This window comes from Micromonospora auratinigra (genome assembly GCF_900089595.1).
Taxonomy (GTDB): domain Bacteria; phylum Actinomycetota; class Actinomycetes; order Mycobacteriales; family Micromonosporaceae; genus Micromonospora; species Micromonospora auratinigra.
This window is the reverse complement of the sequence record NZ_LT594323.1, coordinates 1,459,264-1,483,994: the sequence shown is the minus strand read 5'-3', so window position 1 is coordinate 1,483,994 and position 24,731 is coordinate 1,459,264. Positions and strand designations below refer to the sequence as shown.

16 protein-coding genes are annotated in these 24,731 nt (G+C 69.4%); 11 read left to right on the top strand and 5 right to left on the bottom strand.

The window, feature by feature from the left end; genetic code table 11:
• Nucleotides 1-595: 595 nt before the first annotated feature.
• On the bottom strand, nucleotides 596-5,902 hold the full coding sequence (locus GA0070611_RS31455; RefSeq protein WP_157740223.1) for a RecQ family ATP-dependent DNA helicase: 5,307 nt from the start codon (nucleotides 5,900-5,902) through the stop codon (nucleotides 596-598).
• Nucleotides 5,903-6,173: 271 nt separating this feature from the next.
• On the opposite strand from GA0070611_RS31455, the gene GA0070611_RS32185 reads away from it, so the two are divergent.
• The gene (locus tag GA0070611_RS32185) at nucleotides 6,174-6,299 is read left to right on the top strand and encodes a hypothetical protein (protein ID WP_269456351.1); all 126 of its coding nucleotides are present in this window, start codon (nucleotides 6,174-6,176) and stop codon (nucleotides 6,297-6,299) included.
• A 189-nt stretch (nucleotides 6,300-6,488) separates the two neighbouring features.
• Here the strand turns inward: GA0070611_RS32185 and GA0070611_RS06520 are convergent, their stop codons facing one another.
• From GA0070611_RS06520 to GA0070611_RS06510, 3 genes are all read right to left on the bottom strand, one after another.
• Nucleotides 6,489-8,051, bottom strand: a complete 1,563-nt coding sequence (locus GA0070611_RS06520) for a GTPase domain-containing protein (RefSeq protein ID WP_091659103.1) — start codon at nucleotides 8,049-8,051, stop codon at nucleotides 6,489-6,491.
• Nucleotides 8,044-11,793 (bottom strand): GTPase, encoded by a 3,750-nt coding sequence (locus GA0070611_RS06515; protein ID WP_157740222.1) that lies wholly within the window; start codon nucleotides 11,791-11,793, stop codon nucleotides 8,044-8,046. Before GA0070611_RS06515 ends, GA0070611_RS06520 begins: the two co-directional genes overlap by 8 nt.
• Nucleotides 11,794-11,875: 82 nt before the next feature.
• On the bottom strand, nucleotides 11,876-12,769 hold the full coding sequence (locus tag GA0070611_RS06510; RefSeq protein ID WP_091659095.1) for a hypothetical protein: 894 nt from the start codon (nucleotides 12,767-12,769) through the stop codon (nucleotides 11,876-11,878).
• 248 nt (nucleotides 12,770-13,017) lie between these two features.
• Here GA0070611_RS06510 and GA0070611_RS06505 point away from each other — a divergent pair.
• Nucleotides 13,018-14,162, top strand: a protein-coding gene (locus GA0070611_RS06505; protein WP_091659059.1) for an IS3 family transposase whose coding sequence is annotated in 2 segments (ribosomal slippage) — nucleotides 13,018-13,288 and nucleotides 13,288-14,162 — 1,146 coding nt in all. Because the reading frame shifts where the segments join, the coding sequence is not laid out codon by codon here.
• A gap of 591 nt (nucleotides 14,163-14,753) precedes the next feature.
• Here GA0070611_RS06505 and GA0070611_RS06500 read toward each other — a convergent pair.
• Nucleotides 14,754-15,368, bottom strand: coding sequence for an SDR family NAD(P)-dependent oxidoreductase (locus GA0070611_RS06500; RefSeq protein ID WP_091659092.1), 615 nt, complete (start codon nucleotides 15,366-15,368; stop codon nucleotides 14,754-14,756).
• A gap of 62 nt (nucleotides 15,369-15,430) precedes the next feature.
• Between GA0070611_RS06500 and GA0070611_RS06495 the strand changes: the two genes are divergently transcribed.
• The 9 genes from GA0070611_RS06495 (at nucleotide 15,431) to GA0070611_RS06450 (ending at nucleotide 24,621) form a co-directional block, all read left to right on the top strand.
• Complete coding sequence (locus GA0070611_RS06495; RefSeq protein WP_091659087.1) at nucleotides 15,431-15,826, top strand: IS5 family transposase; 396 nt, start codon at nucleotides 15,431-15,433, stop codon at nucleotides 15,824-15,826.
• 531 nt (nucleotides 15,827-16,357) lie between these two features.
• Nucleotides 16,358-17,761, top strand: a complete 1,404-nt coding sequence (locus GA0070611_RS06485; RefSeq protein WP_091659084.1) for an APC family permease — start codon at nucleotides 16,358-16,360, stop codon at nucleotides 17,759-17,761.
• A 5-nt stretch (nucleotides 17,762-17,766) separates the two neighbouring features.
• A complete protein-coding gene (locus tag GA0070611_RS06480) occupies nucleotides 17,767-18,783 on the top strand; it encodes an acetamidase/formamidase family protein (protein WP_407940413.1) in 1,017 nt (338 codons plus the stop codon).
• Nucleotides 18,780-19,460 carry a GOLPH3/VPS74 family protein gene (locus GA0070611_RS06475; RefSeq protein ID WP_091659076.1) on the top strand — a complete coding sequence of 227 codons (681 nt, stop codon included), beginning with the start codon at nucleotides 18,780-18,782 and terminating at the stop codon, nucleotides 19,458-19,460. Before GA0070611_RS06480 ends, GA0070611_RS06475 begins: the two co-directional genes overlap by 4 nt.
• A gap of 23 nt (nucleotides 19,461-19,483) precedes the next feature.
• Complete coding sequence (locus GA0070611_RS06470; protein WP_157740221.1) at nucleotides 19,484-20,131, top strand: GNAT family N-acetyltransferase; 648 nt, start codon at nucleotides 19,484-19,486, stop codon at nucleotides 20,129-20,131.
• 396 nt (nucleotides 20,132-20,527) lie between these two features.
• The gene (locus tag GA0070611_RS06465; protein WP_231921349.1) at nucleotides 20,528-21,175 is read left to right on the top strand and encodes a hypothetical protein; all 648 of its coding nucleotides are present in this window, start codon (nucleotides 20,528-20,530) and stop codon (nucleotides 21,173-21,175) included.
• A 282-nt stretch (nucleotides 21,176-21,457) separates the two neighbouring features.
• Nucleotides 21,458-22,534 carry a protein-L-isoaspartate O-methyltransferase family protein gene (locus GA0070611_RS06460; protein WP_091659070.1) on the top strand — a complete coding sequence of 359 codons (1,077 nt, stop codon included), beginning with the start codon at nucleotides 21,458-21,460 and terminating at the stop codon, nucleotides 22,532-22,534.
• A 252-nt stretch (nucleotides 22,535-22,786) separates the two neighbouring features.
• Nucleotides 22,787-24,037: a methyltransferase, FxLD system gene (gene fxlM, locus GA0070611_RS06455; protein WP_091659065.1), complete on the top strand. Its 1,251-nt coding sequence runs from the start codon at nucleotides 22,787-22,789 to the stop codon at nucleotides 24,035-24,037.
• Nucleotides 24,034-24,621 carry an AAA family ATPase gene (locus GA0070611_RS06450; RefSeq protein ID WP_091659062.1) on the top strand — a complete coding sequence of 196 codons (588 nt, stop codon included), beginning with the start codon at nucleotides 24,034-24,036 and terminating at the stop codon, nucleotides 24,619-24,621. Before fxlM ends, GA0070611_RS06450 begins: the two co-directional genes overlap by 4 nt.
• The last annotated feature ends 110 nt before the right edge of the window (nucleotides 24,622-24,731 follow it).

Sequence of the window (24,731 nt, the reverse complement as noted above, 5' to 3'; positions counted from 1 at the left end):
GCGGCGTCGATGGCCAACAGCTCGTCGAACTGGTCGAGGGTGGCCAGGCGCTCCCCCTCCAACCGCATCTGCACCGCGTCGGCCGGATCCCAGCCGCGATTCTTCAACGCGCCCACGGCATGCTGGCGGGCGCTCTTGAGGAAGCCGATCTCCCCCTGCCAGGCGTACTCCTCACGCTTCCGCAACCGGTAGCGACCGCCGGTACTCGCGCGGCGCTGTGACCGGGCGGCCGCCGCCGTGGCAGCGGCACCCTTGGCGACCGGGGCAGCCGGTGCCGTAACCGCGACGCCCGGCAGCCAGGTGGCGGCCGACAGCCGCGCCCCCGGCGCGGAGACCACGAGCCGCAGCGCGTCGTCGCCGCGGCGCTCCAGCCGCAGCAGGCCACCCACCCGCGCGGTGTCCTGCAAGTACTCGGCCAGCGGCTCTCCGTGCAGACGCCGTCGGCCGGCGATCCACGCCACCGGGAGCGACTCGTCGTCGACCACGACAGTCAGGTCGGCGGAGTGGCTGGGAAGCCGGAGGCGGGTGTGTTCCACCGGCCCCAGGGAGATCTCCCCGGTCTCCAGCAGCTGTTCGGTGATGACCCGCTCGACGCTTACCAACTCACCCACGACGGCCCCCCCAACCGTTCCCGCCCGGCATCGGTGATCGCCAGGCTCAGGTAGCTCCTGCTGTCCCTGCTGACCTCGTCCCGCGCCAGCAGCCCCTCGGCGACCAGGCGTTCGGCCGCCTGGTCCCACCGCCGCTCGGCGCCGCGCACGTGCCGGAGCGCACCGAACTGCGGGCAGCGGCGCAGCCCGGCCCCGATCGGATGTCCCCCGGCCAGCACCTCCGCACCCAGCACGGCCGCCTTCAACCCAACGGCGCCGTAGCGGCCCGTACGCAGTGTGGATGCCCATGCCACCGCCTGCAGGACGGTGAGCTCGACGTTGACCAGATTTTCCGGATCCGGCACGGCCAGAGCCGGAAGATCATGCCACGCCGCCCGTCCTCCACAGGCGTCGCAGGGCTCGCTTTGATCACCGCAGGTGTACGGCGAGAACCCGAAGTACCGCACAATCGTGGCGCGGCGGCAATGCGTGCCGCTGACGTAGGAGATGACGGCATCGAGCTGCTCACGCTGCCAGGCGTTCCACCGACGAATCTCACGGCTCAGCAATGCGGTGTCCACCTCGCGCGCCCGAAGTCGCAGGCGGCGGTAGCGCTGCGACGACGAGAAGGTGATCAGGCGGTCCAGCGACCAAGCGACCAGATCGTTCTCCAGCTCGTCCGGGTCGATGCCGTGCTCCTGTTCCAGCCGGTCGAAGTCGATGCGGCTGCCGACCTGCGGCCGCATGCGCAGCAGCACGGACATGTGCCGGAACCGGCGCCGCTGCTGCTCGTCCTCCGGCTCCCGCGTGCCCACGTGGACCGTCCCGCGGGCCGAGCAGTCCGGCAGTTGCTCGACCGCGCCGGCGCGTTCCAGCCAACCCAGCAGGACGTTGAGCTCGTCCGCCTCGACACCAACCGCCTCGGCCAGCTCCTCCGGATGGAACACCACGTCCCCGCCGCGCTGGCGCTGCTCCCGCAGCAGCGTCAGCACCCGCTGCGCCTGGGCGCGGCGGTCGCCCTCCGCCGTGTTGACCACCTGGGCGCGGCGGCGGGCGATGTCGCCGCCGCTGTAGAGCAGGACGCAGTCGCCACGCAGTTGGGCGGCACGCGCCGCCCGCCCCGCCTCCTGCACGTACGCGTCAAGCGACTCGGGCAGGTCGTAGTGCACCACCCAGCCGATATCCGGCTTGTTCACGCCCATGCCGAACGCCTTGGTCGCCACAATGATCTGCGTGGTGCCGGCGAGGAAGTCGTCCTGGACGGCCTCGCGCTGTTCCGGGACCATGCCGGCGTGGTAGTGGCGGGCTGCCAGCCCAGCCCGCCGCAAGAGCGCGGCGATCTCTTCGGTGACCGCCCTCCGCGACGCGTACACGATGCCGGGCGTGGTTCCCATGGCGGTGGCGATACGCAGCAGCTCCCGGGCACGCTCCCGTTCATCGGCCACCTTGGTGATCCGGAAGCGGAGGTTCGGACGGTCGGAGGGTCTGGTGACCGTGAGCGGGTCACGCAGCTCAAGGGTGGCGATGATGTCCTGCACCACGGGACGCGTGGCGGTGGCGGTCAGGGCCATCCGCGGGGCACGGTCGAGGTGGGCGACAGCCCGCGTGACCTGACGGAACTCCGGTCGGAAGTCGTGCCCCCAGTCGCTGACGCAGTGCGCCTCGTCGACCACCAGGCCGGCCAGGTCCTGACGCTCCAGCGCCACTCGCAGCACCGGATCGCGCACCAGCCGTTCCGGGGACACATACAGCAGCCGCACCTTGCCCCCGGCCAGATCCCGCAGGATCTCGTTGCGGACGGCTGCCGGTGTGCTGCCCGTGATGCCCTGGACGCTGCGCAGGCCCCGACGACCTCGAAGGTCGTCCAACTGGTCCTTGATGAGCGCGACGAGAGGGCTGACGACGACCGTCGCACGATCCTGCGGGCGCAGCAACGCCGGCAGTTGGAAGCACAGCGACTTGCCGGTCCCCGTGGGCAGCACACCGACCGTGTCGAGACCGGCGAGGTGGGCCAGCATCAGCTGAAGCTGCTCGTCCCGCAGCTGCTGCACCCCGAAAAGCAGCCGCGCGCCCTCGCGCAGCTTCGGCTCCGGGTCTTCCCCCGGTGTCAGCCGGAGCCGCTGCACGATCGCATCGACCTCGCTGCCCGCCAACGCCAACGCCGCGCTCAGGTCCGGCTCCTCGCCGGTGACGAACCGCAGGGCGTAGCGCCAGGCGTCGTCCCGATCGACGGCGTAGTGGAGCTCCGGGCCGGGAAGTGTGGACAGCAGCAGACGATTGGCGCTACTCGGAGACTGCATGCGCCGATCGCAGATCAAGGCCGCGCCGCGGTCGGACTCACTGCGGATCAGCCGGCCGAAGCCCTGCGCGAGCAGGACGGCGGTCTTGGGGACCACGTACTCCAGGAAGGGGTCGCCGCCGCGGTCGGCGATGGCGCGGATCCGGGCGCTGACCACGGCGTCGTCGGGGTGGGGATAGGGCGGCTTCTCGATGGCCAGATAGCTCAAGGTGTCGCCGGGGGCGTCGAAGCCCTGCCAGTAGGAGCGCAACCCGTATACGACAGTGCCGGGATCGGCCCGGAACCGGTCGGCGATCTCCGCGCGGCCGGCTTCCCCCTGCACCAGCAGTCGCACGCCACGGTCGGCCAGGGCGTCGCCCTGCTGCCGCACCAGGTTCGCGACCGCCTCCATGCGCCGGCGTGCCGCGAACAGCGTCATGGACCTGCCGCCCGTAAGGGACAACAGCCCCACCTGGTCACGGGCGAGGTCCTCGACGAACTCCCGCTCCTGACTGGGCACCGGGACCGGTAGGTGACTGGTGAGCACGACCGCCGACTGCGCGGCGTAGTCGAACGGGCTGGGCAGCTGCCGGCCGTCGAACACCCCGGGCTGGCTGCTGCCGGGCTGGACCCGGATCCCCAGCCGGGACGCGACGTAGTCGAACGTGCCGCCGGTGGTGAGGGTGGCGCTGGTCAGCGTGATGCTCCTGGCGGGCCGTACTACGGCGTCGGCGAAAGCCGGACCGACATCGACGGGGATGCACTCGAAGGTCCAGTCCGGCTGCGGGTCGGCGGCCTCGGGGCTGGCCGGGGAGTCGGACGGTGGGTCGGCGGAGAGCCGGTACACCCACAGGTGCTCGTCGGGTAGGTCCCGCAGCCGCCCCAGCACCTCCCCGGCATCGGTCACCGCATGGGTCAGCCCGGAGAGGCGGGACACGACGCTCCGCAGCAGCGGATGGCCGTCGCCCAGCTCGGCAAGGCGGGTTCGGGCGGCCGTTTCCACCGCCTTCAGTGCGGTCAGCAACTCCCGCAGGCCGCGGCCAGTCTGGCGGACCTCTTCGACGAGCTGTCGATACTCGGGGCGCCCGTGCACCACCCCGCTTCGGGGCACGGCGGAACGACTCGTCCCCCCGTACTCGTGGAGGTAACGCAGGACGGCGGAGGTGAGACTGTCGCAGTCCCGCCGCAACTGTCGGGCCATGGCGGGCAGCTGGCGCCCGCTACGGAGGTCTATGCCCGAGGCAACCAGTCGGCGCAGTTGACGGTCGAGACCGGACCGCCCGTCCAGCCGGGTGGCCAGACCCAGCAGCTCTCGACGGCCGAGGGCCTTCGTCCAGGCGGCCGTCAGGGAATCCTCCAGCTCATGGGCCTCGTCGAAGACGAGGTCGCCCGCGCCGTCGGCAAGCACGTCGCCGGGACTGCGCACCCCCTGCTGAGCGAGCTGGGCCCAGGAGGCGATCAGGGCATGGTTGACGGCCAGGACGCCGGGACGTTCGGCCATACCAGCGAGCCGCTTGAACAAGGGACAGGTCGACACCCACCCGCACCGCTGCCGCTCACAGGAGCGCGCATCGGTGCGCAGCACGTCGCGCGCTGCCGCGTAGGCCGGGCGACCGCGGCTCAGCGCATGGTCGGCGATGTCGTCCCACACCCCGACCTGGCTGACGGCCAGACCCCGGATCGCGACGGCGAGCGCCAGCCACTGGTCCGGTTCCGTGTCGTCGCCGGCCCCGTCAAGAGCAGCGGCGATCTCGCGCGGGCAGAGGTAGTTGGAGACCCCGAAGAGTTGGCGCAGCGGAACGGAGAAGAGACCCTGTTCCCGCAGCCGGGCCACGTCGCGGCGCAATTGCTGCTGTAGCACCTTCGTGGCGGTGGCGACCACGACCGGACGGCGGGCACCACCGGCCCGGCCGGCAGCCGGCGTGAGATAGGCGAGCGACTTGCCGGTGCCGGTGGGTGCCTCGACGGCGAGCAGCCCGCCGCCGTCCAGCACCTCGCTGACCGCCGTGGACATCTCGCGCTGGGACGGCCGCGCGGCGTAGCCCTGTCCGGTCAGCTGGCCGAACACCTGACGGACCGCCTCCAGCGCCGACCGGTAGCCCTCACCCGACGCGTCGAGCAGCGGATCCGGTGCGCACGTCAGTCCGTCACGCACCCGCTCCGGCAGCGAACCGTTCGGAAGCAGGCGTGCCACCGGTGAACCGGCCGCCGCCAGGCACACGCGGGCAAGCTGCCAGGATGGCTCGGATTCGCCGATCTGCTCCAGGACGAGGCGCAGGCAGGCGGCCGCGGCACGAGCATCGGCGGCAAGGTCGTCGTCGTCGCGGGCGATCCCCCAGCTCTCGCACAGCTCGGCCAGTCGCGCGCCGGGCCGCGTCGGATCCTGCAGCAACACCAGCAGGTTCAGGTCGACGTGCACGTCGGGAAGACATTTCGCGAGGCGCTGCGGTAAACGCGACCAGTCGTCGTCGTGGGTCACCACGCACGCCGCCCCATCGGTGAAAAGGCTTAGCCGGCTGCCCTGGTCCGCCCCTCCGGGGAAGACCTGGCACTCCCCGTCGCTCATCCGCGCGGCCCCTACCATCACCTCCCCGTACGCGTCTGGTGGCGATACAGCGAGGACGACACACTCGGCCAGCGAAATGGTGGCGGGGAGTGGTGTTCGACGCCATGCCGGGACCCTCGACGGGTGAAGACCCTCGATCGGGTGGTCGCTCACCTCAGCGGATGTCTGGGAGGGAACGGTGAGACGGCCCTGCTCGTCGAGAACAAACGCTTCCGGAAACCGCTCCGGCAGTTTCGCCAGCCGCGCCACCGTGACCACGATGCCGCTCTCCCGCAGGAGGGTCACGACCTCCTCCGGAGGCAATGGCCCCCGTTGCAGCAGCAGATCGTTGGCCGCCGTCAGATTCGGCGGCATCACCTGCGACGCCATGTGCTTCCGATCTCCCCCGTACTGCCCGACGTGCGGCAGTGGCGGATCGAAGCCGGCGGCTGGCACCCAAGCGGGGGTTTCCGCCCAGGCTTCGGCCATTGTCCGAGCCTTACTGCCGACTCCTACCTGGCCGGTGAGGCGGAGCCGCGAGCAGCCTTAACGTAGCTGACGGTGGGTGACTCGGCACCATCCGGACGGGCCCTATTCATGTCCTTCATCAGTCCAGCCACACCGTCAGATGCCGCAGCGCAGAGCGGGCCGGAGTGGTTGGGCGGCCGCAAGACCGCTCCGGCACCTGGTGGTGCTCCCGGGAGCGGAGGCGGCCCAGGTCCTCGCGTAGGAGGTCGCCGCGGAGGTGCGGGTGCCGGGGGTGGCGCAGCTGCGCTGCTCAGCCATGGAGGCGCAAGGCCGCCGGATCGCGTGGCTGCGGCAGGTCACACGCGGTGTGCCGCACGACGGCATTGAGGCGGCCGTCGTGCCGCGTCCCGACAGCTGACCGCCCCGGTCGCGTTGGCGCCGTTCGACGACGCCAGCCTGAAGATGAGGTGCTCGGGTGCTTGAGTCGGAATGGGTCTCCTGTGGAGGGCGCGTACCAGGCGAGCTGGGTGTGCACCGGGCACAGGTTCGACCTGCCCGGCCTGTTCGCTGACGCCCCGGCACCTTGATCCACTGCGGCATGACCGGGTCAGCGAGAGAGACTCTCGCCTTCCACGATGGCTTCGTGCAGGTGCCTGACGAGCTGGCGCAGGCTCGCGTCGAGGTCGACCTCGTCCTTCGTCTGGGCGACGATCTCGTCGTGGACGTCGTCAACGAACGGCTGCCAGGTGTCGCGGACGAGTCGAGTGCATTCGGCGACGACCTGATGACGCATCTCGGCCGCCGCCCTGTCCTGGTTCAGGCGCGTGCGATTCGCGAGGTGCTGGTCGACCAACGCCGTCAGGTAGACGGTGAGGGGGAGCGCGGCTTCGACGGTGCCGACGTACGGCTTCACCTTCTCGGCCATCTTCACCGCCGTGGTCTTCCTGCCGGCGGTGTCGCCGAGGTCCTCGGTCATGGTCTTCAGCACGCCGAGCAGCATGCTGCCGATGGTGCTGGTGTGTTGCGATAGCTGGCCGGGACCGTCTGCGGCGGGGGCGGTGTTCTCCCCGGACCTGAGTGTCCCGACCAGCGAGGCGAAGCCGGACCAGGTGGGGAGGGCTCGGTCTCGCTCCTTGCCCTTGCGGATCGACTGCCGCAGCCGGTCGAGATGGCTCTCGTGCCGGGTGAACCATTCGCCGACCGTGCGCTGCAGCTCGTCGGCGGCGGAGCCGGAATCCCACGACCGCCGCAGCACCTCGTCGACGAGGCCTTCGAGGCCGGCCCGGGCGGCCCGGTCGAGGTTGGCGAGCTGCCTCTCCCACTGCTCGCGGCGACCGACGCCGTGGGCCGCCACCGTGGCCTGTTGCGCGTAGTCCGCCAGTTGACCGCGCAGGTCAGACAGGGTGTTGCCCAGCACCGCCGACCAGTAGCGTTGCCCGGCCGCGTGCCGCCAGCCGGGCAGGGCTGACGGGGACACCGCCTCGAGAGCGCCAGTGAGCTCCTGCATGCCGTCCCAGTCCCGGAACTCGTCCCAGGTGCCGCGGTCGAGATCGGTGACCGGCCCGGCGGTCTGGAATGGGTCCTGCGACACGACGAAGACCGGCACCTGGTCGTCCAGGCCTAACAGGTTCCGCAGCTCGCCAACCTTGCGGTCGCCGAGGTCGCGGTACGCCGCGAGGTCGTACTCGGGGTTTTCGCCGGCCTCGTCGAACCGCGAGATGACGAACCACATCGTCCCGGCCGGCCAGCCTCGCGTGAGCAGGCTTCGCAGCACGTCGCGTTCGGCGGTCGCCAGCTGCGGGGTGAGCACAGCGATGCCGACGTCGGTGAGCGCGACCGCGGCCATCACGCGGGAGTTGTTCTGTTCGCGGACGCCCGACGCCCCGACCTCGAATCCGGGCGTGTCGCGGACGGTGTACGTACCGAAATCCACGTCGTTGACGTCGAAGGTCTCGTGGCGTGCGCTGATCGTCAGCCAGTCGGGAACGTCACGGCCCGAGTCGACGAGCAGACGGCGCAGCAGCGAGCTCTTGCCGGTGTCGTAGGACCCGAAGAGGGTGAGCACCGGTCGGTCCCGCTGCTGGAAGGCGTCCCAGTCCTCGGCGTACCGCCCGGGTGATCCGCCGGGGAGTCGCCCCAGCCAGTCGCGCACCGCGTCGATGTCAACCACTGTGATCCGTTCCTCCCATTGCTTCGGCGGCCACGACCAGGTCGTCGGCCGCCTCGACCCGCACCTTCGCCGAGTCCATCCCGTCGGCGATCGACGATTCTCGGGCGACGTGTTCGTCGAGCAGCGCTTCGAGGTCCGCGGACCGCTGCTCCAGGTAGGCGACGTGACCTCCCCACAGCTCATCGCGCATGATCAGGTCCACCATCCCCGCAGCCGTCTCGTCGATCTTCTTGAACGCCGATTCCTGCTGCTCCCGGTGCTGGCCGGCCTTCTGCGCGTCGGTGGCCATCCCCGCGATGTCGGCGACGGAGGCGATGGCCCCGAGGACGAGCCCGGCCCGGGCGACCCGGGCGCTGCCCTTGACCGCGCCCCACGGTTTGAACTTGTAGTTGAACTGCTTCAGGACCGCGTAGTACGTGTCACGCTTTCCGAGGATCTGCGCGAACGGCGTCACGGCTTCCGCAAGGGTGCCGAGTCTCGCTGTCACCTCCTCGTACCAGGCGGTTCCCTGGGCCTGGAACTCGGCCGCGAGCTCGGGCGTGGCCTCCCATTCGGCAGCTCGCAGCTCGCGCCCGAGCGTGGTGAGGTGCTCGCCGTGCCACTCGCCCAACCGGCGTGCCGCGTCGTCGCGGTAGCGTTCGAGGTCGGCTTCGAACTGTGGAGTCTTCCACCAGGACTCGACGATGTCCTTCAGCTTCTGGGCGTTCTCGCGGTCGAGGTCCGCCACTGCGGATTTCGCCGGCACCGCATGCCGGTCCACCATGCGGCGGGCGTCCTCGCGCAGTGACCCCTCGACGATCACGGCGTCGCGTATCGCGTCCCGCAAGCCCGTGATCAGGGGTTGCAGGCTGCTCAGCGTCTTCTCGCCGTCGTTCAGCACCTGGTGCAGCGCGTGCCGGTGACGCTTGAGGGCGGTGACCGCCGCTTCGAGGGCGGCCGAGGACGCGGCGTCGGCGAGCTGCTCGTCGGACAGACCGAACAGGGCGTTCGTCAGGGCGGCCACCCCGTCCCAGAGGCGATGCTCGTCGAAGTCCGCCGGCTGCGCCGTCGCGACTCCGCCGACCAGGCCGAACGGGTCCCCGCAGAGGCAGTGGATCCGGTCGAGCGGCACGTCGGCGCCGCGAGCGGCGAGGGCGGTGCGCAGTGCATCCCGTTTCTGGCTCTGCAGGTTAAGGAACTGATCGGGTGCGGTCAGCGGATCGATGCCCAGCTCGTCGCACCGATTGATGAGGAACACGATCCGTCCGTCCTTGGCGGCGCTCAGCTCCGTGCCGCGCCACAGGTCCTCGAGCATGGAGGTGTTCCCGACCAGCAGGTTGACGTTGACGACGACGAGCACGAGAGCGGCCTCGGTGACCGCCTCAAGCGCGGCGGCGTCGTGCTCGTCGTGTCCGCTCTGCAGTCCGGGCGTGTCCATGAGGTCGAACCCGGGGAACCGGTAGCGGCTCGCGGCCGTGGTCGCCGGCAGCGCCCGGGTGTCGAACGCGGTGTCGGGCCGCCGACCACCGTCCACCATGATCCGGTGGACCAGCGACGACTTGCCCGAGTTGTAGTCTCCCAGTACGGCGAGGACCGGCCGTGCGCCACTGACGCGCCAGAAGGCCCCCATTACGTCGGTCAGGGCCGAGTCGCGTCGGGCCGCGTCCTCGAGGTCCTGGCGCCAGGAGGAGATCTGCGCCGGTGTGGGCGACCGCCACGCCGCCGTCACGGCGCGGGCCAGGCGCATGCGGTCCGCCTCCTGGCGGCTCGCGTACGTCTTGCGCGCCGCCTCGCTCATCCGCACCGGCTGGTGGTTGACGCCCGAGTCTAGCCAGTCCTCGCCCAGCAACACCCGGTTCACCTCGGCCGGCGTCCGCCCCATTCGCTGCTGTGCCCGTCGCAGGACGTCGGTCACCGCGGGTGCGGGCCGGACCGCGTCGGCGTAGGTCCGCAGGCTGTCGAGCAGCGGCGTGATTCGGGCGCGCGCCATCCGGAACCCGATCGCGGCACTCAGAGCCTCACCGACCGCCGGCCCCAGCGCCGTCCACGCGGCTCTGCGGCTGTCCTGGACCAGCGTGTCCTCGGCGGCGGCGAACGTCCGGTCCACCGCTCGGTGGCCGTCAGCGATGGCGCCGGCCATCGCCTTGCGGGTCTGCTCCTCCCCCTGCTGGCTCGCCCTCTTGCCGAAGTACTGCCCGGCCTGGTTGACGATGCCGATGCCGGCGAGGGTGGCGGCGAGCACCCATCCGGCGGGGTTCCAGATGAACGGCAGCGCAAGAGCGCCGAGACCCAGCGCGATGCCCGTGCCCTGGGTGGCGTCACCCAGCAGGGTGCCGCCCTCGTCGCCGGCGATCGTCACGGCGTGCACCGCAGCCGGCCTGCTCACGGCGGACTCGTGATCCACCGCGATCTCCAGCTCACGCCGCAGGAACACCTGACGGTCCACCCAAACGGCCTGCGCCGCGGCGGTCATGGCTTCTTCGTCGTACGCGGCCGCCCGGAACTCCGGCTCGCCGAACGTCTTGCGCGCGGCGAAGGCCCGCTGGATGGCATCGTCCACGTTGATCTTCGCCTGCCGGTGGCAGCCGGCCAGGTACGAGGTGGCGAGATGCCGCACGTGACGGTCCAACGACCCCTTCGGCGGCGAGGTATAGGGGGCGCCCCGCGCCTGCTCGGACAGCTCGACCAGATCCTCGCTGAGCGTGGTGTCGTGCAGCCATTCGGCACGCTCGGCGTCCTCCGGATAGCCCAGCACGGCGAACATCGACTCGACCCTGCGCTCCAGGGCCTGCGCCTCCCGCTCGAACTCGGCCGCCAGCTCTTCGAGCTCACCCGCCGCACTGCGGCACCGTGACCGGATGTCCTCGCGCAGCGCGGTCAACCGCAGATCGGCGCCGCCCTCCGCGATCGAGGCGATGATGAGACGCTCCAGGGTGGGGAAGTTCGACCAGCGATCGAGATAGTCCCTACCGAAACGCTCCCGCTCGTGCTGGACGGCCGAGGGGGACGGGCCGCGGAACGGGGTCGCTGCGCGCGCGTGCAGGGCGCGCTGGCTCTGGATCGCGACGACCGGGACGTCGAACAGCCCGATCTGGCCTAGCTGGGTCCGGATGTTGTCGGCGTGCTGGCGAACCGTCTCGGACAGATGCCCGCGGCCGGACTCCGGGACCACCGCCGGGTGACGCCAGTTTCGGTTACGCGAGTTGAGGACGGCCACCACCGGCTTGCCCCTGTCGCGGACCCAAGCGGCGATCTTCTGGAACTCCATCGCCTGCTGGGACTGGCTGTCGAAGCACAGCAGAACGATGTCGGCGACCTCCACCGCCGCCCGGGCCCTGGCTTCGAGGATGTCCCGGCTCTCGGAGGCGCCCCAGCCGTTGATCCCGGGGGTGTCGAACAGGCGGCAGTCCCGCCACTCGACATGGCGTACCTCGGTGGTGAAATCGTTGTCACCGGGTGAGACGTACTCCCCGTCGAGCTGGCCGAACACCGACAGCAGGGTGCTCTTACCGACGCCGGTCCGCCCGAAGAAGGCAATGTTGAACGTGCCGAGCGACGCCCGCTCCCGGTCGAGGTGTCCGCGCAGCTCCACCGGAAAGCTGCGGGTGAAGTCGTGCAGACGAGCAGGTAAATCCGGGCCCTGACCTTCGGTGAAGGCGACGACCAGCTCGTCGCTGATGTCGTCCAGGTACGTCAGCTCCGCGCGTCCCTGTTCGACGGCCGACCGGACGGCCTCCGCGAACGACCTCTCCTGTGTCGTCAACTCGTCGTCACCTTCGCTGTCCGGTGGGTTACGGCCCGTGCGGCGATGCTTGTCCAGCGCGCGAGCCTCAGAGCTGGTCCCGTCAGGCCCAGAAGAGGATGTCGCCGAGGTTCCGCTGATCGCTGAGGGGCTGACGGGCTGGGCTGGAAGCGCCGTCAAGGCTCGTGGTGTACCAGCCGGTGGAGTCGTTGATCGCCACCCGTTTCCGGTCAGGAGCGGGCAGGACCGTCGGTCGGGACGCCTCGGTGGCTGGCGCGACCTGTTTCACCCTCACCGTGCCGGCAGACACGTCGACCATGGCCAGCGCGACACCTCCGTAATACTGGCGCGACGCGTCAAGGGACGAGGTGCACAGGAACGTGACCGTGTCGACCGGCGTCTTACAGTCGTACCAGAAGTCGCCGCTAAGCACATCACCGCCCGGCTTGACCCCGGTGACGATGAGGCTGGTGACCGTGCCACCGCGGACGTAGACCCGAACGTCAGACTTGTTCACGCCGGCGAGGCGGAGCTTCTTCTCCTGTCGAACGCTCCCCGCGCCCTCGTCTCTGGGAGCCTCATCCGGCTTGGCTGGATCGACGGACATCACCCGGCCAGGCTCAGAGGCCGTGGCGCCGACGCTGGCTCGGAGCCGACCGTCGTCGTCGAAGGTCGGGGTGTCGAAGCACTGCCTGGCCTTGCCGAACGCCTGTGGTGGCTTCCACCGCCCTGACGGGACGTAGGTGCCGCCGTTCAGCGTCGCCACCTGCAGCTCGCAGTCGCTGGTGTAGGCCAGGCGGTGCATCGTCTCGTCGAACGCTTCCCGGCGGCTGACGCTGGCCTCACCCGGTGCAACCGCCGTGGCGAGCAGGTTGCCCGTGGTGATGTCGTACACCAGCAGGCCCTTGGTGCGATCGGAGAAGTTGTCCTTCGAGACCACGATCCCTGACGGCAGACCGACCTGGCCCGTCGGCTCGATCACGCCGTCGTCACCCACCGGCGCACTACTGCTCGTGGGCTGCCCAGACGAGCCTGCACCGCACCCGCTCAACAGCACCGCAACAGCACACACCACCGCGACCCGCCGCACGGCACCTCCCCAGGTCCGAGGCCGGGCGACGAGCCCGCGCGGCAGCAATCCTAAGCCATACCGCTACAGTCCGTAGCCCCGTCAATTGGGACTGCCCCCGGTTCGGTTGACTCCTGACCTGTGAGGATGTGCTCCTCGCTGGAAGGATGTCTGCCATGCCCAAAGCGTTCCCGCCGGAGTTCCGCCGTGACGTGGTCGCGGTCGCCCGCAAGGGCGAGGCGCCGATCGCCCAGATCGCGAAGGACTTCGGGATCTCCGAGTCGTGCCTGCACCGCTGGTTGAAGATCGCCGACGCCGACGACGGGATCCGCCCCGGCACCACCAGCTCCGAGTCGGCAGAGCTGCGGGAGCTGCGACGCCGCAACAAGCTGCTGGAGCAGGAGAACGAGATCCTGCGCAGGGCGGCGGCGTTCTTCGCCAAGGAGATCGCCCCAAAATGACGTACCCGCTGGTCGGTGACCTGGCCGCGGACGGGATCCCCGTCGCGGTGACCTGCCGGGTGCTGGGCTTCAGCAAGCAGGCCTACTACGCGTGGAAGACCAGCCCGGTCACCCGTCGGGACCTGGAAGACGCCTATCTGATCAACGCCGCTCTCGACATCCACGCCGACGACCCGGCGTTCGGGTACCGGTTCATCACCGACGAACTACCCGCCCACGGCATCACCGCCGGCGCGAACCGGGTGGCCAGGCTCTGCTCACAGCAGCGGATCTGGTCGGCGTTCGCCAAACGCAGAGGCCTCACGAGACGGGCCGGGCCGCCGGTGCACGACGACCTGGTGCAACGCCGGTTCACCGCCGACGCGCCGGACCGGGTGTGGCTGACCGATATCACCGAACACCCCACCGGCGAGGGCAAGCTGTACCTGTGCGCGATCAAGGACGTGTACTCCGGCCGGATCGTCGGCTACTCCATCGACTCACGGATGAAAGCCTCCCTGGCGGTCACGGCGTTGCGGAACGCGGTCCGGCTGCGGGACCCGTCCGGCACTATCGTCCACTCGGACAGGGGTAGCCAGTTTCGCTCACGAAAGTTCGTGAAAGCGTTGCACCACAACGCCTTGACTGGCTCGATGGGCCGGGTCGGGGCGTGCGGAGACAACGCCGCGATGGAATCGTTCTTCGCCCTGCTGCAGCGCAACGTTCTGGACCGGCAACGCTGGGCCACCCGCCAGGAACTGCGCCTAGCGATCGTGACCTGGATCGAACGGACCTACCACCGTCGGCGTCGGCAACGACGTCTCGGGCGCCTCACACCGATCGAGTTCGAGACAATCAACAGGCCCGCACACGCGGCCTGAACCACTCAACCCCGCGAGTCAACCAAACCCGGGGCGGTCCCATTCGCCCACTCCGACCTGGCTGACCGCGCCTCCCGCAACCTGAGGCTCTTTGAAAGAGTCTGAGCCGATGCGCTGCCGTCGCCGCACGCTTGGAACGCGATCCCTGTCGCCTAACCCGCGTAGTGAGACCCCGTCTCGCCTATAGCAGAGCCGGATTCGACTCACCCGTCTTCGCGGGAACCGCTCCGTTTGCGGCTAACGGAGGCAAGGTCGTCACACGACAACGCTCTGCGCTGGACGCTCCATTCATCGCAGAGCGCGCACTGTCCGATGACACCCAACCTGCCGAGGCCGAGTTCAACCATGAAGGCTGACACACCCCCTAGAGCGTCCTAGGACGTCGGCTTCTTGCTCCTGAACATGTCTGGCCAACTAGCAGCCGCACCTCCCCATCAGCGCGAGATGAGCATCAAACGTGACCCTCCGCTGGCTTGCAACGATCCGCCATCCCGCGGAGGCCCCGGCACCGCAGACCTGGAGAGAGGCTCAAGAGAGGGCTGCTCGGCTCGAAGTAGCGTTGTCCTCTGCAGGCTCTGCCATGGCTTGGCGTCACCACTCCAACAGCTGCCGGTCTGCGAAGAATCCGCCACTCGGACCATCGTCGGGGAGGGTGGCGAGCCAGATGGGCGTGTCCGCACCCTCCGTGGGGCCCCGCGATGTTTCGCCGTATGCCATCCTCGTAGCCATCCGGCCAGGCGAACAGGTGTTCACGAGGATGCCGGTACCAGCGAGTTCGCTCGCGAGCACCCGAGTCAGAGCGTTCAGCGCGGCTTTGGACACTCGATAAGAGACGTTGGTGTCGGCCATGTTCTTCAGGGACGCCAGATGGCTGCTGACGTTGACGATCCGTCCGTAGCCGTTCTTGGTCATCTCGGGGATGGCTGCGGAGCAGCAGCGCCAGGCTCCCATCAGGTTCGCGTTGAGGGTCGCCGCCACCTTCTCGAAGTCCGGACTTGCTGCTCGCTGGCCGCGGTCGATCGCTACGCCGGCGTTGTTGACGAGGACGTCGAGTCGGCCAAGCTGCCCTACGGTGTCCGCGACCGCGCGAGCGACACTGGCCGGGTCGGTGACGTCCAGCTGCTGACCGACAGCGCTGCAGCCCTGTTGGCGCAGCTTCTCGACAACCGGCGCGAGGGAATGCTCGCTTCTTCCGGCCAGCACCACGTGTAGGCCTCGTTCGGCTAGGCAGTGTCTTCAAAGGATCTCGGTGTCGGATGATGTAGGGCGTGGGTCGTCGCTACGAGTTGTCTGACGTCGAGTGGGAAGCGCTGTCGAGGTATCTGCCGTCGGCGGTGACGGGTGGTCGGCCTCGGGTCGATGACCGGCGGATGCTCAACGGGATCGTGTGGAAGATCCGGGCCGGTGCGGCGTGGCGTGATGTGCCGGCCCGGTACGGGTCCTGGCAGTCGATCTACACCCGTTTCCGCAGGTGGGCCCTCGATGGCACGTTCGAGCGGATGCTCGCCGGGGTCCAGGCCGACGCGGATGCGGCAGGGGATATCGACTGGCTGGTATCGGTCGACTCGACCATCGTGCGGGCCCACCAGCACGCCGCCGGCGCTAAAGGGGGCGAGCCAATGCGGCCATGGTTCAAGACGGACCTGTTCGTGAGGCACGCCTAGCTCACTTGCCAATGCCAATTGGCTGGGGAGATCGGGGATGACTCCCCAATTTTCCCATCGCCACGCTTTCTCCCGGCGGTTCGCGATGTTGCCAGCTCGACGGGCGATGGCGTCCACGAGATCCTGGTAGGTCCAGTTGCGCTCAGCGCGGACGACACTTAGCGGGTGCACCAGGGGACCGACCTGCCCTCTTGGCGGACGCCTTGCCACTACTCCACCTCCGATGTCAGTCGCACGATAGCGTTCCGGGTCCCCCGTCGCGTGCCCGACACAGCGCCATCTGCTGATGAGACAACAGGGGGACAACACCTCACCTATGGCTCGTCAGACCATCACGCGGTTTCCTATCTTCGACGCTTGCCCCGATGGAGACACAGAGCGAGCCGGCCCATCCGGCTGACCAGACGTGTGCGCCTTCGCTGACGCAGGCCGAAGCAGATTAATTGCCATTCGTAGTTCTCTTCTGCTCGCTAGATGCTTGGACTTAACGGCTACCGGCGCGATTGCCGGAATCAACCCTGGAAGGACCCAATGACCGACAGTTTGGCTCGATACGGCTACCGGCAGGAGTTGAGCCGTCAGCTGCGGTTCCGTGACTTGGTGGCATACGGCCTGGTCTACATGGTGCCGATCGCGCCGATGGCGATCTTCGGCAGCGTCTACGCCAGCTCGGGTGGCATGGTGGCCCTGGCGTACCTGGTCGGTGTGGTGGCGTTGGTGTTCACCGCGTTCTCGTACGCGCAGATGGTGCGGGCGTTCCCGATGAGCGGGAGCGTCTACAACTACGCCGGCCGTGGCATCAGCCCGCCGGTGGGGTTCTTGGCTGGTTGGGTGATCCTGCTGGACTACGTGCTGGTGCCCGGGCTGCTGTATCTGGTGGCGTCGGTGGCGATGCACGCGACGGTGCCGCAGGTGCCGGTGTGGGGATGGCTGCTTGGCTTCGTGGCGGTCAACACGGTCGTCAACTGCTTGGGCATCCGGATGACGGCCGTGGTCACGAAGGTGATGCTGGTCGGCGAGCTTGTCGTGCTGGCCCTCTTCGTGGTCGTCGCCGTGGGCGCGCTGATGTCCGGCAAGGGCCGTCTGAGCTGGGAGGCGTTCTACAACCCGCACACGTTCACCTGGTCGGTGGTCGCGGGGGCGGTGTCGGTGGCGGTGTTGTCGTTCCTGGGTTTCGACGGCATCTCGATGCTGGCCGAGGAGACCCGCGACGGGGCCCGGCAGGTCGGCCGGGCGATGGCGGTCGTGCTCGTGCTGGCGGGGGCGCTGTTCATCGCGCAGACGTGGCTGGCGGCGATGCTCGTCCCCGACCCGGCCACGCTCCTGGCCCAGGGTGACGCGGGTGGAACGGCCTTCTATGACGCGGCGCGCGTGGCCGGTGACTCGTGGTTGGCGACGGTGTGCGCGGTCGCGACCGCGGTCGCGTGGGGTTTGCCGAACTCGATGGTGGCGCAGGTCGCCACGTCGCGGCTGCTGTACGCGATGGCGCGCGACCAACAGCTGCCCCGGTTCCTGAGCCGGGTGTCGCCGCGGCGCAACGTGCCGGTCAACGCGACCCTGCTCACCGGTGCCGTGTCCCTGGTCCTGGGCCTGTACATGGCGACCCGGGCGGATGGGATAACCCTGTTGTCGTCGCTGATCAATTTCGGGGCGATGGTGGCGTTCCTGGTCCTGCACGTCACGGTCGTGGTGCATCACCTCATCCGGCGTCGTAGCCGCAACTGGTGGGCGCACCTGGTCATGCCCGCCATCGGCTTCGTGATCCTGGGATGGGTGGTGGTGAACGCGAACATCGCCGCGCAGCGGCTCGGGTTGGCGTGGCTCGTGCTCGGTGTGCTGGTCCTGGCCGGCCTGTACGTGTCGGGCCGCCGGCCGGTGCTGTCGGGCTTCGCACCGGCCTCGCAGGTGACGGTGCCGATGTCGGAGCGGGTGTGACCGGCATGAGCATGTTCTCTTACCGGCCGGCGCGAGACGAGTTGGCGTATACGTTCGGTGGTCGGCTGCCGGTGGCGCATGTCCGCTCCGGTGAGGTGTTCGAGGTGTACACGGAAGACTGTTTCGGCGGCCGCGTCCGTGGTCCGGCGGATCTGCCGTCGCTGGTGTGCCAGGCGGGGCAGCTGAATCCGGTGTCGGGGCCGTTCTTCGTCGAGGGCGCCGAGCCGGGCGACACCCTGGCGGTGCACATCGTCTCCATCGTCCCGGCCCGGGGCTGGGGTGTGTCGGCGACGTTCCCGTACTTCGGGGCGCTGACGTCGACCGCGCACACCGCCACTCTGCAGCCGCCGCTGGATGAGCGGGTGTGGGTGTACGACGTCGATCGGGCGGAGGGGGTGGTGCGGTACTGGGCCAGCGCCAGCGATCACCTCGTCGAGCTGCCGTTGGATCCGATGATCGGCACCATCGGCGTCGCCCCCGCGATGGAGGTGCGGTCCACGATCGTCGGGGACTACTACGGCGGGAACCTCGACACCCCGGAGCTGCGGGCCGGCAGCACCCTGTATCTGGGGGTGAACGTGCACGGGGCGCTGCTCGCCCTCGGCGACGGACACGCCCGCCAAGGTCACGGGGAAGCGTGCGGCGTCGGCGTGGAGATCGCCACGGTCACCACCCTCGCCGTCGAGCTGATCAAGGGCGTCGACACGGCGTGGCCGCGGCTGGAGACCGATGCCGAGATCATGTCGGTCGGCTGCGCCCGACCGCTCGAGGACGCCTACCGCATGGCGCAGAAGGACCTCACCGCCTGGACGGTCGACCTGTGCGGGATGCAGGTCCTCGACGCCTACCAGCTCCTCTCCCAAGCCGCCCGCGCCCCGATCGGCAACGTCTGCGACCCCAACTACACCGTCCTCGCCGCCGTCGAGAAGGACCTGCTGCCCCGGCTGCATCCCCCCTACGGCGACGTGCACGCCCGGCTACGACGCCTCACGGCAACAACGGCGGCAGGAGACACACCATGACCGCATCCGTTCCCCGGCTGCCGCTGCGAGACGAGTTGTTCCTGCTCGGCCACAACGACGACACCGGCCAACCCCACCTGCACCGCCAGGCCCTCGCCCTCGGCCTCGCCGGCGCCGTGCTGATCGACCTCGTGTTGGCCGGCCGGATCGTCCTCGACCCCGACGACAGCCGCCCGGCCGGGGACCGGTGGGTGCGGCTGTACCTCGACCGACAGGTGGGTGACCTGATCGCCGACACGGCGATTGCCTCCATCCGTCACGCCCGCGCCGCCCCGCCACTGCGTACCTGGCTGCGTGGGTTTGCCGACGACCTGTACGAGCGCACCCGCGCCGGTCTCGTCGCCGCCGGCATCCTGCGCCACACCACCCACCGCCGCCTCGGCGGCCTGCTCCGCGCCGAGACGTACCTGCCCACCGACAGCCGATGGTCGGTCGTGGCCCGCGCCCGCCTGCGCTACCTCGCCGCAGGCCGCGAACAACCCGACAACCACAGCGCCGCTCTCGCCGGACTCGTCGCCGTCCTCCACCTCGCCGACCACCTCTACCTCGACGACGACACCACCGCACTGACCGCGCATCTGAAGACCATCGCGGCACAGCACCACCGACCGGTCCGCGACATCACCGCCGCCGTCGACGCCGCCGTCGGTGACCTCGCCACCGCCGCCTACCGCTGACCCTCCCTGACGAAGGAGCCCGCGTGCACCAGCCACCCCGCATCCGCGCCGCCCGGTGGGGCGAACGCCAAATGATCGCCGCCCTCATCGGCGACACCCTCGCCGCCAGCCCGCTCGGCCGCTGGCTCGTCCCCGACCCCGACACCCGCCGTCAAGTCCTCACCGACGTCGTCGCGATCTGGGTCGAGCACGCCCTGTTCTACGGCGACATCCGCGTCACCGACGACCTCACCGCCGCCGCCGTGGGCCTGCACCGGTTCCGGCCACTGCCCCCACCCGCCGACTACGCCCCCCGACTCGCCTACGCCGCCAGCGCACACCAGGAACGGTTCCGGCTCCTCGACCAGATCATCGACGACGCCACCCCCGTCGAGGCCCACTACCACCTCGCGTTCCTTGCCGTCGCCGGCCATCTGCAGCGCACCGGCCTCGCAGCCGCGCTGCTGGCCCACCACCGCAGCCGCTTACGGCGGCTCAACCTGCCCGGCTGGACCACCACCGCCCCCGACAGCCAGCGCCTCTACACTCGCCACGGCTACACCAAACATGGGCAGTTGGTCGTCCCTGACGGCCCCGAGCTGACGATCATGCGGCTCGACGAGGCTGGCGAGGCCTGGGCTGGCGCGGACGCGGACCGGCAGCCGAGCCGGGCGGTCCGCCAACCGAGCTGACGACAACCCTGCGGGCGGCGCTCCCCCGGCACGCGACACGACGCAGCGATGGTGCGCGCTATCCCCCGGTTTGAGGGCAGGACAGGGCTCGGCGGTGTACGGGCTCAGCAATCCGCTTCACTCCGAGAAGCAGTTGACGGTTGCCCGGAGGTGGATCTTCCGCAACGCTGCCGGGCAAGGCGTTGTCTACGAAGCCGGTGACCGGCGGCATGATCACCGACGCGGTCAGCGGCACTGCTCACCTGCTCCAGTCATGGATGCCGAAGGACCACGAACTGCAGGCCGATCGGCGGATCGCGGGTGATCACCGCCCGCCTTGACCGGCACTCCGGCACTGCCCAGGTCGACTGACACTACGACCTTGCGGGAGCCACCAGTCACAACGATCTGCCCTGGGTGATCGCCAACTGGCGCACCCCGCAGCTGCCGGACCGGCTCGGGAGCGGCGACCGCGACACACCGACCACCGCGGGCAGCTGCTCCCGGGCCCATGCTGGCCGCACGATAGATGAGGTGACGAAGAATGTGTTCGCCAGCAGCCCACTCCCCCGCCTGCCCAGCGACGGTGACGACTCGGCCGACGTCCGGGAGCCGGTGCTGATGTCGCTCAACCCGATCTACTACGAGCTGATCTGGGCCGGCGCGAAGCGCCATGAGTTCCGGCGCCGCTTCTTGGCTGGCCAGCCGGCGCGCTGGTACGTCTACCTCACCGCCCCGGTGGCCCGCCTGGGCGCGGTGATCGACCTCGGGCCCGCCGTGGTGGACACACCTCAGCGGATCGCCGACATCGCCGAGCAGGCCCGCGCCGGCAACGGCGCGCCGGTGCTCGAATACGTGAAGGACCTGCCGCAGGCGTTCGCAATCCCCATCCAGCGCGTCGCGCAGTACCCGGGGATACCGCTGGACCAGCTGAAGGCCGAGCTCGGCTCGTTCCATCCGCCTCAGGGCTACACCAAGCTACGCAACCATCCCGACCTGCTGAGCATCTGCGAGAAGGTGACGGCCCGTCCACCGACCCGCGAGATGACCGTGCACAGTCATTAGCGGCTGCCCGACCGCGCCTCGGCTGCCACGCTGTGAGCGATCTGGGCCCCGCACCGCCTGCCAGCGGTCACCACCCACGCAGCGTCGCCACCACGGCAGCTCCCTCACCACTGCTCGCCTCGCTGCCCCCACCAGACCTCACCAGATGCGACATGACTGGCCGTGGCCGCCGTGAGCCGCTCGGACGTTCAGTGACACTCCGGCACAGAAACGGTAGGACAAGTCCCAGGGCGTCCTCGTGGGATGGCCCATGTGCCATTGATCGCCTGCGAAAGGAGTCCTGTGAACGAGCACGACCCGCTGATCACTGGCGTCCCCGAGCACTTCTATGTCCACAACGAGGACCGCGGCGACACGCTGCACCGCTCCGCAGCTGAGTCGATCCACCGCGAGGTGCTCGCCCTTGACGTGCGCGACGGCGATCATGTGCTGGAAATCGGTACCGGCACCGGATACTCCGGGGCGCTGCTCGCCGCCCGAGCCGGCGGAACCGGGCGGGTCACGAGCATCGACATCAGCGACCACCTCACCGCATGGGCGGACCGCCTGCACCGCGAACGTCGACTCACCACCATCACCTGCCGCACCGCCGACGGCATGGCTGGCTACCAGCGACACGCCCCCTACGACCGCATCGTCGCCTGGTGCACACCGCCGAAGCTCCCCCGCGCGTGGGTGGATCAACTCACCGCTGACGGCCGGATCGTGGCCTGCCTGCCCATCGCCGAGCAGCCCTCCACCACTCTCATCGCCACCATCACCCTGCCAGCGGGACAACCAGACGTCGAAGCGGTCACCTTCGGCGGATACGCCCAGAGCACCGCCACTCCCGTCGACGACGCCCTGACCCTTCCCGGCCGCTGGGTGGACTACCACACCCGCTGTCCCCAGCCGGCATGGATCTCCATCGGCTGGCGCGACCAGGACGACCCGCAACACACCGGTGCCCGCCACGCTCTCAAACTGTTACGCAACCCCGGGCACATCGAGAGCTACCACCGGGGGCCCCTCGACTGGCTGTCCTGGTCGGCCTTCACCGTCATCGCAGGCGGAGCCCACCGCAGCATCGCCGCCCTCGATGATGGCCGACGCGGGATTGGACACACCACCGCCAGCAGTGCCGCTGTCATCCTCACCGACGGCACCATCCTCGCCGACAGCGCGCACTCACCGTCGCTTGCCTCGCTACAGACCTGGCTGCACCAGTGGGAGCAGGCCGGCCGGCCAGAAGCCAGCTGGTTCCACCCTTATCTCGTGCCCGACGATGAGGAAGACCTGCCTGGCTGGGACCTGCGAGTCACCACTGGCAGCAGGCTCCCCGCGAATGAGCACCGCTCCAATGCTCACACCACGCCTTGATGACCCTGTCCCACTGACATCGGTGATTCACTCGGCCCATCCACAGCCAGGCGCCGGCACCGAGGAGGTCAAAGGCCGGGCGTGGGTAGGCAGGCATGGCCCCGTTCCACCGGTGCCCAGAACGCGGGTGCGTGCCGCGGGTACGCGAGTTCATGCATCAGTACGTGGTCGATCAGCGACGACGGTAGCTGTGGGGCTGATATGTCAGTTACCTCGGCTATTGTCCGCTCCGGTGTCGTACGAGAGCACTCGATGGAGGTTCACATCGTGGTTGGTGCCGCGCTCAACACCACGGCAGTCGATGACGCCCGCACGCGGCTCGTCGCCAAGCTGCTCACCGACGGAATGATCACCTCACCTGCGGTCGAGGCGGCGTTCCGGCGGGTGCCACGACATCTGTTCGCACCCGACGGGGTGAGCATCGAGGCCGCGTACGCCGATGACGTGGTCGTCACCCGCCGCGATCCGGGCGGGAAGGCGACGAGTTCGATCTCCGCGCCGTGGTTGCAGGCCACCATGCTGCACGCCGCCCGGCTACGCCCCGGCGCGCGGGTGCTCGAGGTCGGCTCCGGCGGCTACAACGCCGCGCTGATCGCCGAGATCGTCGGCCCAGGCGGCAAGGTCACCACCATCGACATCGACCCCCACGTCGTGGATCACGCCCAAGCCGCCCTCGACGCCGCCGGGTACCCGCACGTGCAGGCGGTCCAAGCCGACGCGGCCACCGGCTGGGCGGCGGGCGTACCGTACGACGCGATCATCGTCACCGTCGAGGGCAGCGACATCCCACCCGCCTGGACCGACCAACTCGCCCCCGACGGCGTCCTCGTCGTGCCCCTGCGGATGCGCGGTCAGACCCGCTGCCTCACCCTCATCCGCCACGGCGACCACCTCACCGCCACCAATGCGGTCGTCTGCGGCTTCGTAGCCATGCAGGGCGCCGGCGCCGACCCCACCATCCGCCGCCAGCTGCGCGGTAACGACGTCACCCTGCTCGTCGACGACCCCACCACCGCCGCGTGCGACCTCACCGCCCTGACCACCGCCCTGGACGGCCCCCGCACCGACCTCTGGTCACCGGTGACCATGCCACCCGCGACGCCCTTCGACTCCCTGCACCTGTGGCTGGCCAGCCAACCCCACCCTTACGGCCTAATCACCACCAACCGCGACCGCGCCACGGACCTGGCCCCAGAGAACTGGGTCGCCTGTCCCGCCCTCGTCACCGAGGACAGCATCGCCTACCTGGCTATCCGCCGACTCGACGACACCACCTGGCAGTTCGGGGCCCGCGCCTACGGCCCCCGCGCCCCCGCGCTCGCCGACCACATGATCGACCTCATCACCACCTGGGACCGCCACCACCGGCACAGGCCCGGCCCGCACATCACCGTCCACCCCCACGGCAGCACACCTGCGCCCACCCAGCAGACACGACTGCTCGTTCCCCGCCGACACACCACCACCGCCCTCACCTGGGCGACACCCGAAGGCCGAGCATGAACGTCAGCCACCCGACCTTGGTGATCATCCGAGGGAACTCAGGAAGCGGGAAGACGACCACCGCGCGGGAGGTCCGCCGCCGATTCGGCCGCGGCGCCGCCCTCCTCGAGCAGGACTACCTCCGCCGAACAGTGCTCCGCGAACACGACAGCGCCCACATCGACCCACTCGCACCGGCCTTCATCACCGCCACCGCCCGCACCGCCCTCGACCTCGGCTACCACGTCATCCTCGAAGGCATCCTGCACACCGAACGCTACGCAATAGCCCTGCGACACCTCATCGACCACCACCGCGGCCCCGTCGCCGTCTTCTACCCCGACGTGACCTTCGACGAGACCGTCCGGCGCCACCTCGGCCGCGCCGAACCGATCCCCGTCACGCCCGAACAGATGCGCCACTGGTACACCCACCGCGACCTGCTCGGCATCGCGGAGGAGACGGTCATCCCCGAATCGAGCGCCTTCGAACACACCGTCGGCACCATCCTGCAGGAAAGCGGCCTCATCAACGCGGCATCGACCACCCCCTGCCCACGACGCTGCCAACACTGCGCCCGCAAAGCCGATCACCCCACCGAATGAGATCCCCTCCGCCGCGTTGCTCCACTCTTGCCGAGCCACACCTGGCAGAACCCGCACCACACGCCGCCGAGTCAGCAGCCGTAGGTGAGGACCTCACTGGACCATTGACG

Coding starts and splice junctions, on each gene's coding strand:
- GA0070611_RS06485 (WP_091659084.1), top strand. CDS start 16,358: ATGACCGACAGTTTGGCTCGATACGGCTACCGGCAGGAGTTGAGCCGT.
- GA0070611_RS06475 (WP_091659076.1), top strand. CDS start 18,780: ATGACCGCATCCGTTCCCCGGCTGCCGCTGCGAGACGAGTTGTTCCTG.
- GA0070611_RS31455 (WP_157740223.1), bottom strand. CDS start 5,902: ATGGCCGAAGCCTGGGCGGAAACCCCCGCTTGGGTGCCAGCCGCCGGC.
- fxlM (WP_091659065.1), top strand. CDS start 22,787: ATGGAGGTTCACATCGTGGTTGGTGCCGCGCTCAACACCACGGCAGTC.
- GA0070611_RS06450 (WP_091659062.1), top strand. CDS start 24,034: ATGAACGTCAGCCACCCGACCTTGGTGATCATCCGAGGGAACTCAGGA.
- GA0070611_RS06480 (WP_407940413.1), top strand. CDS start 17,767: ATGAGCATGTTCTCTTACCGGCCGGCGCGAGACGAGTTGGCGTATACG.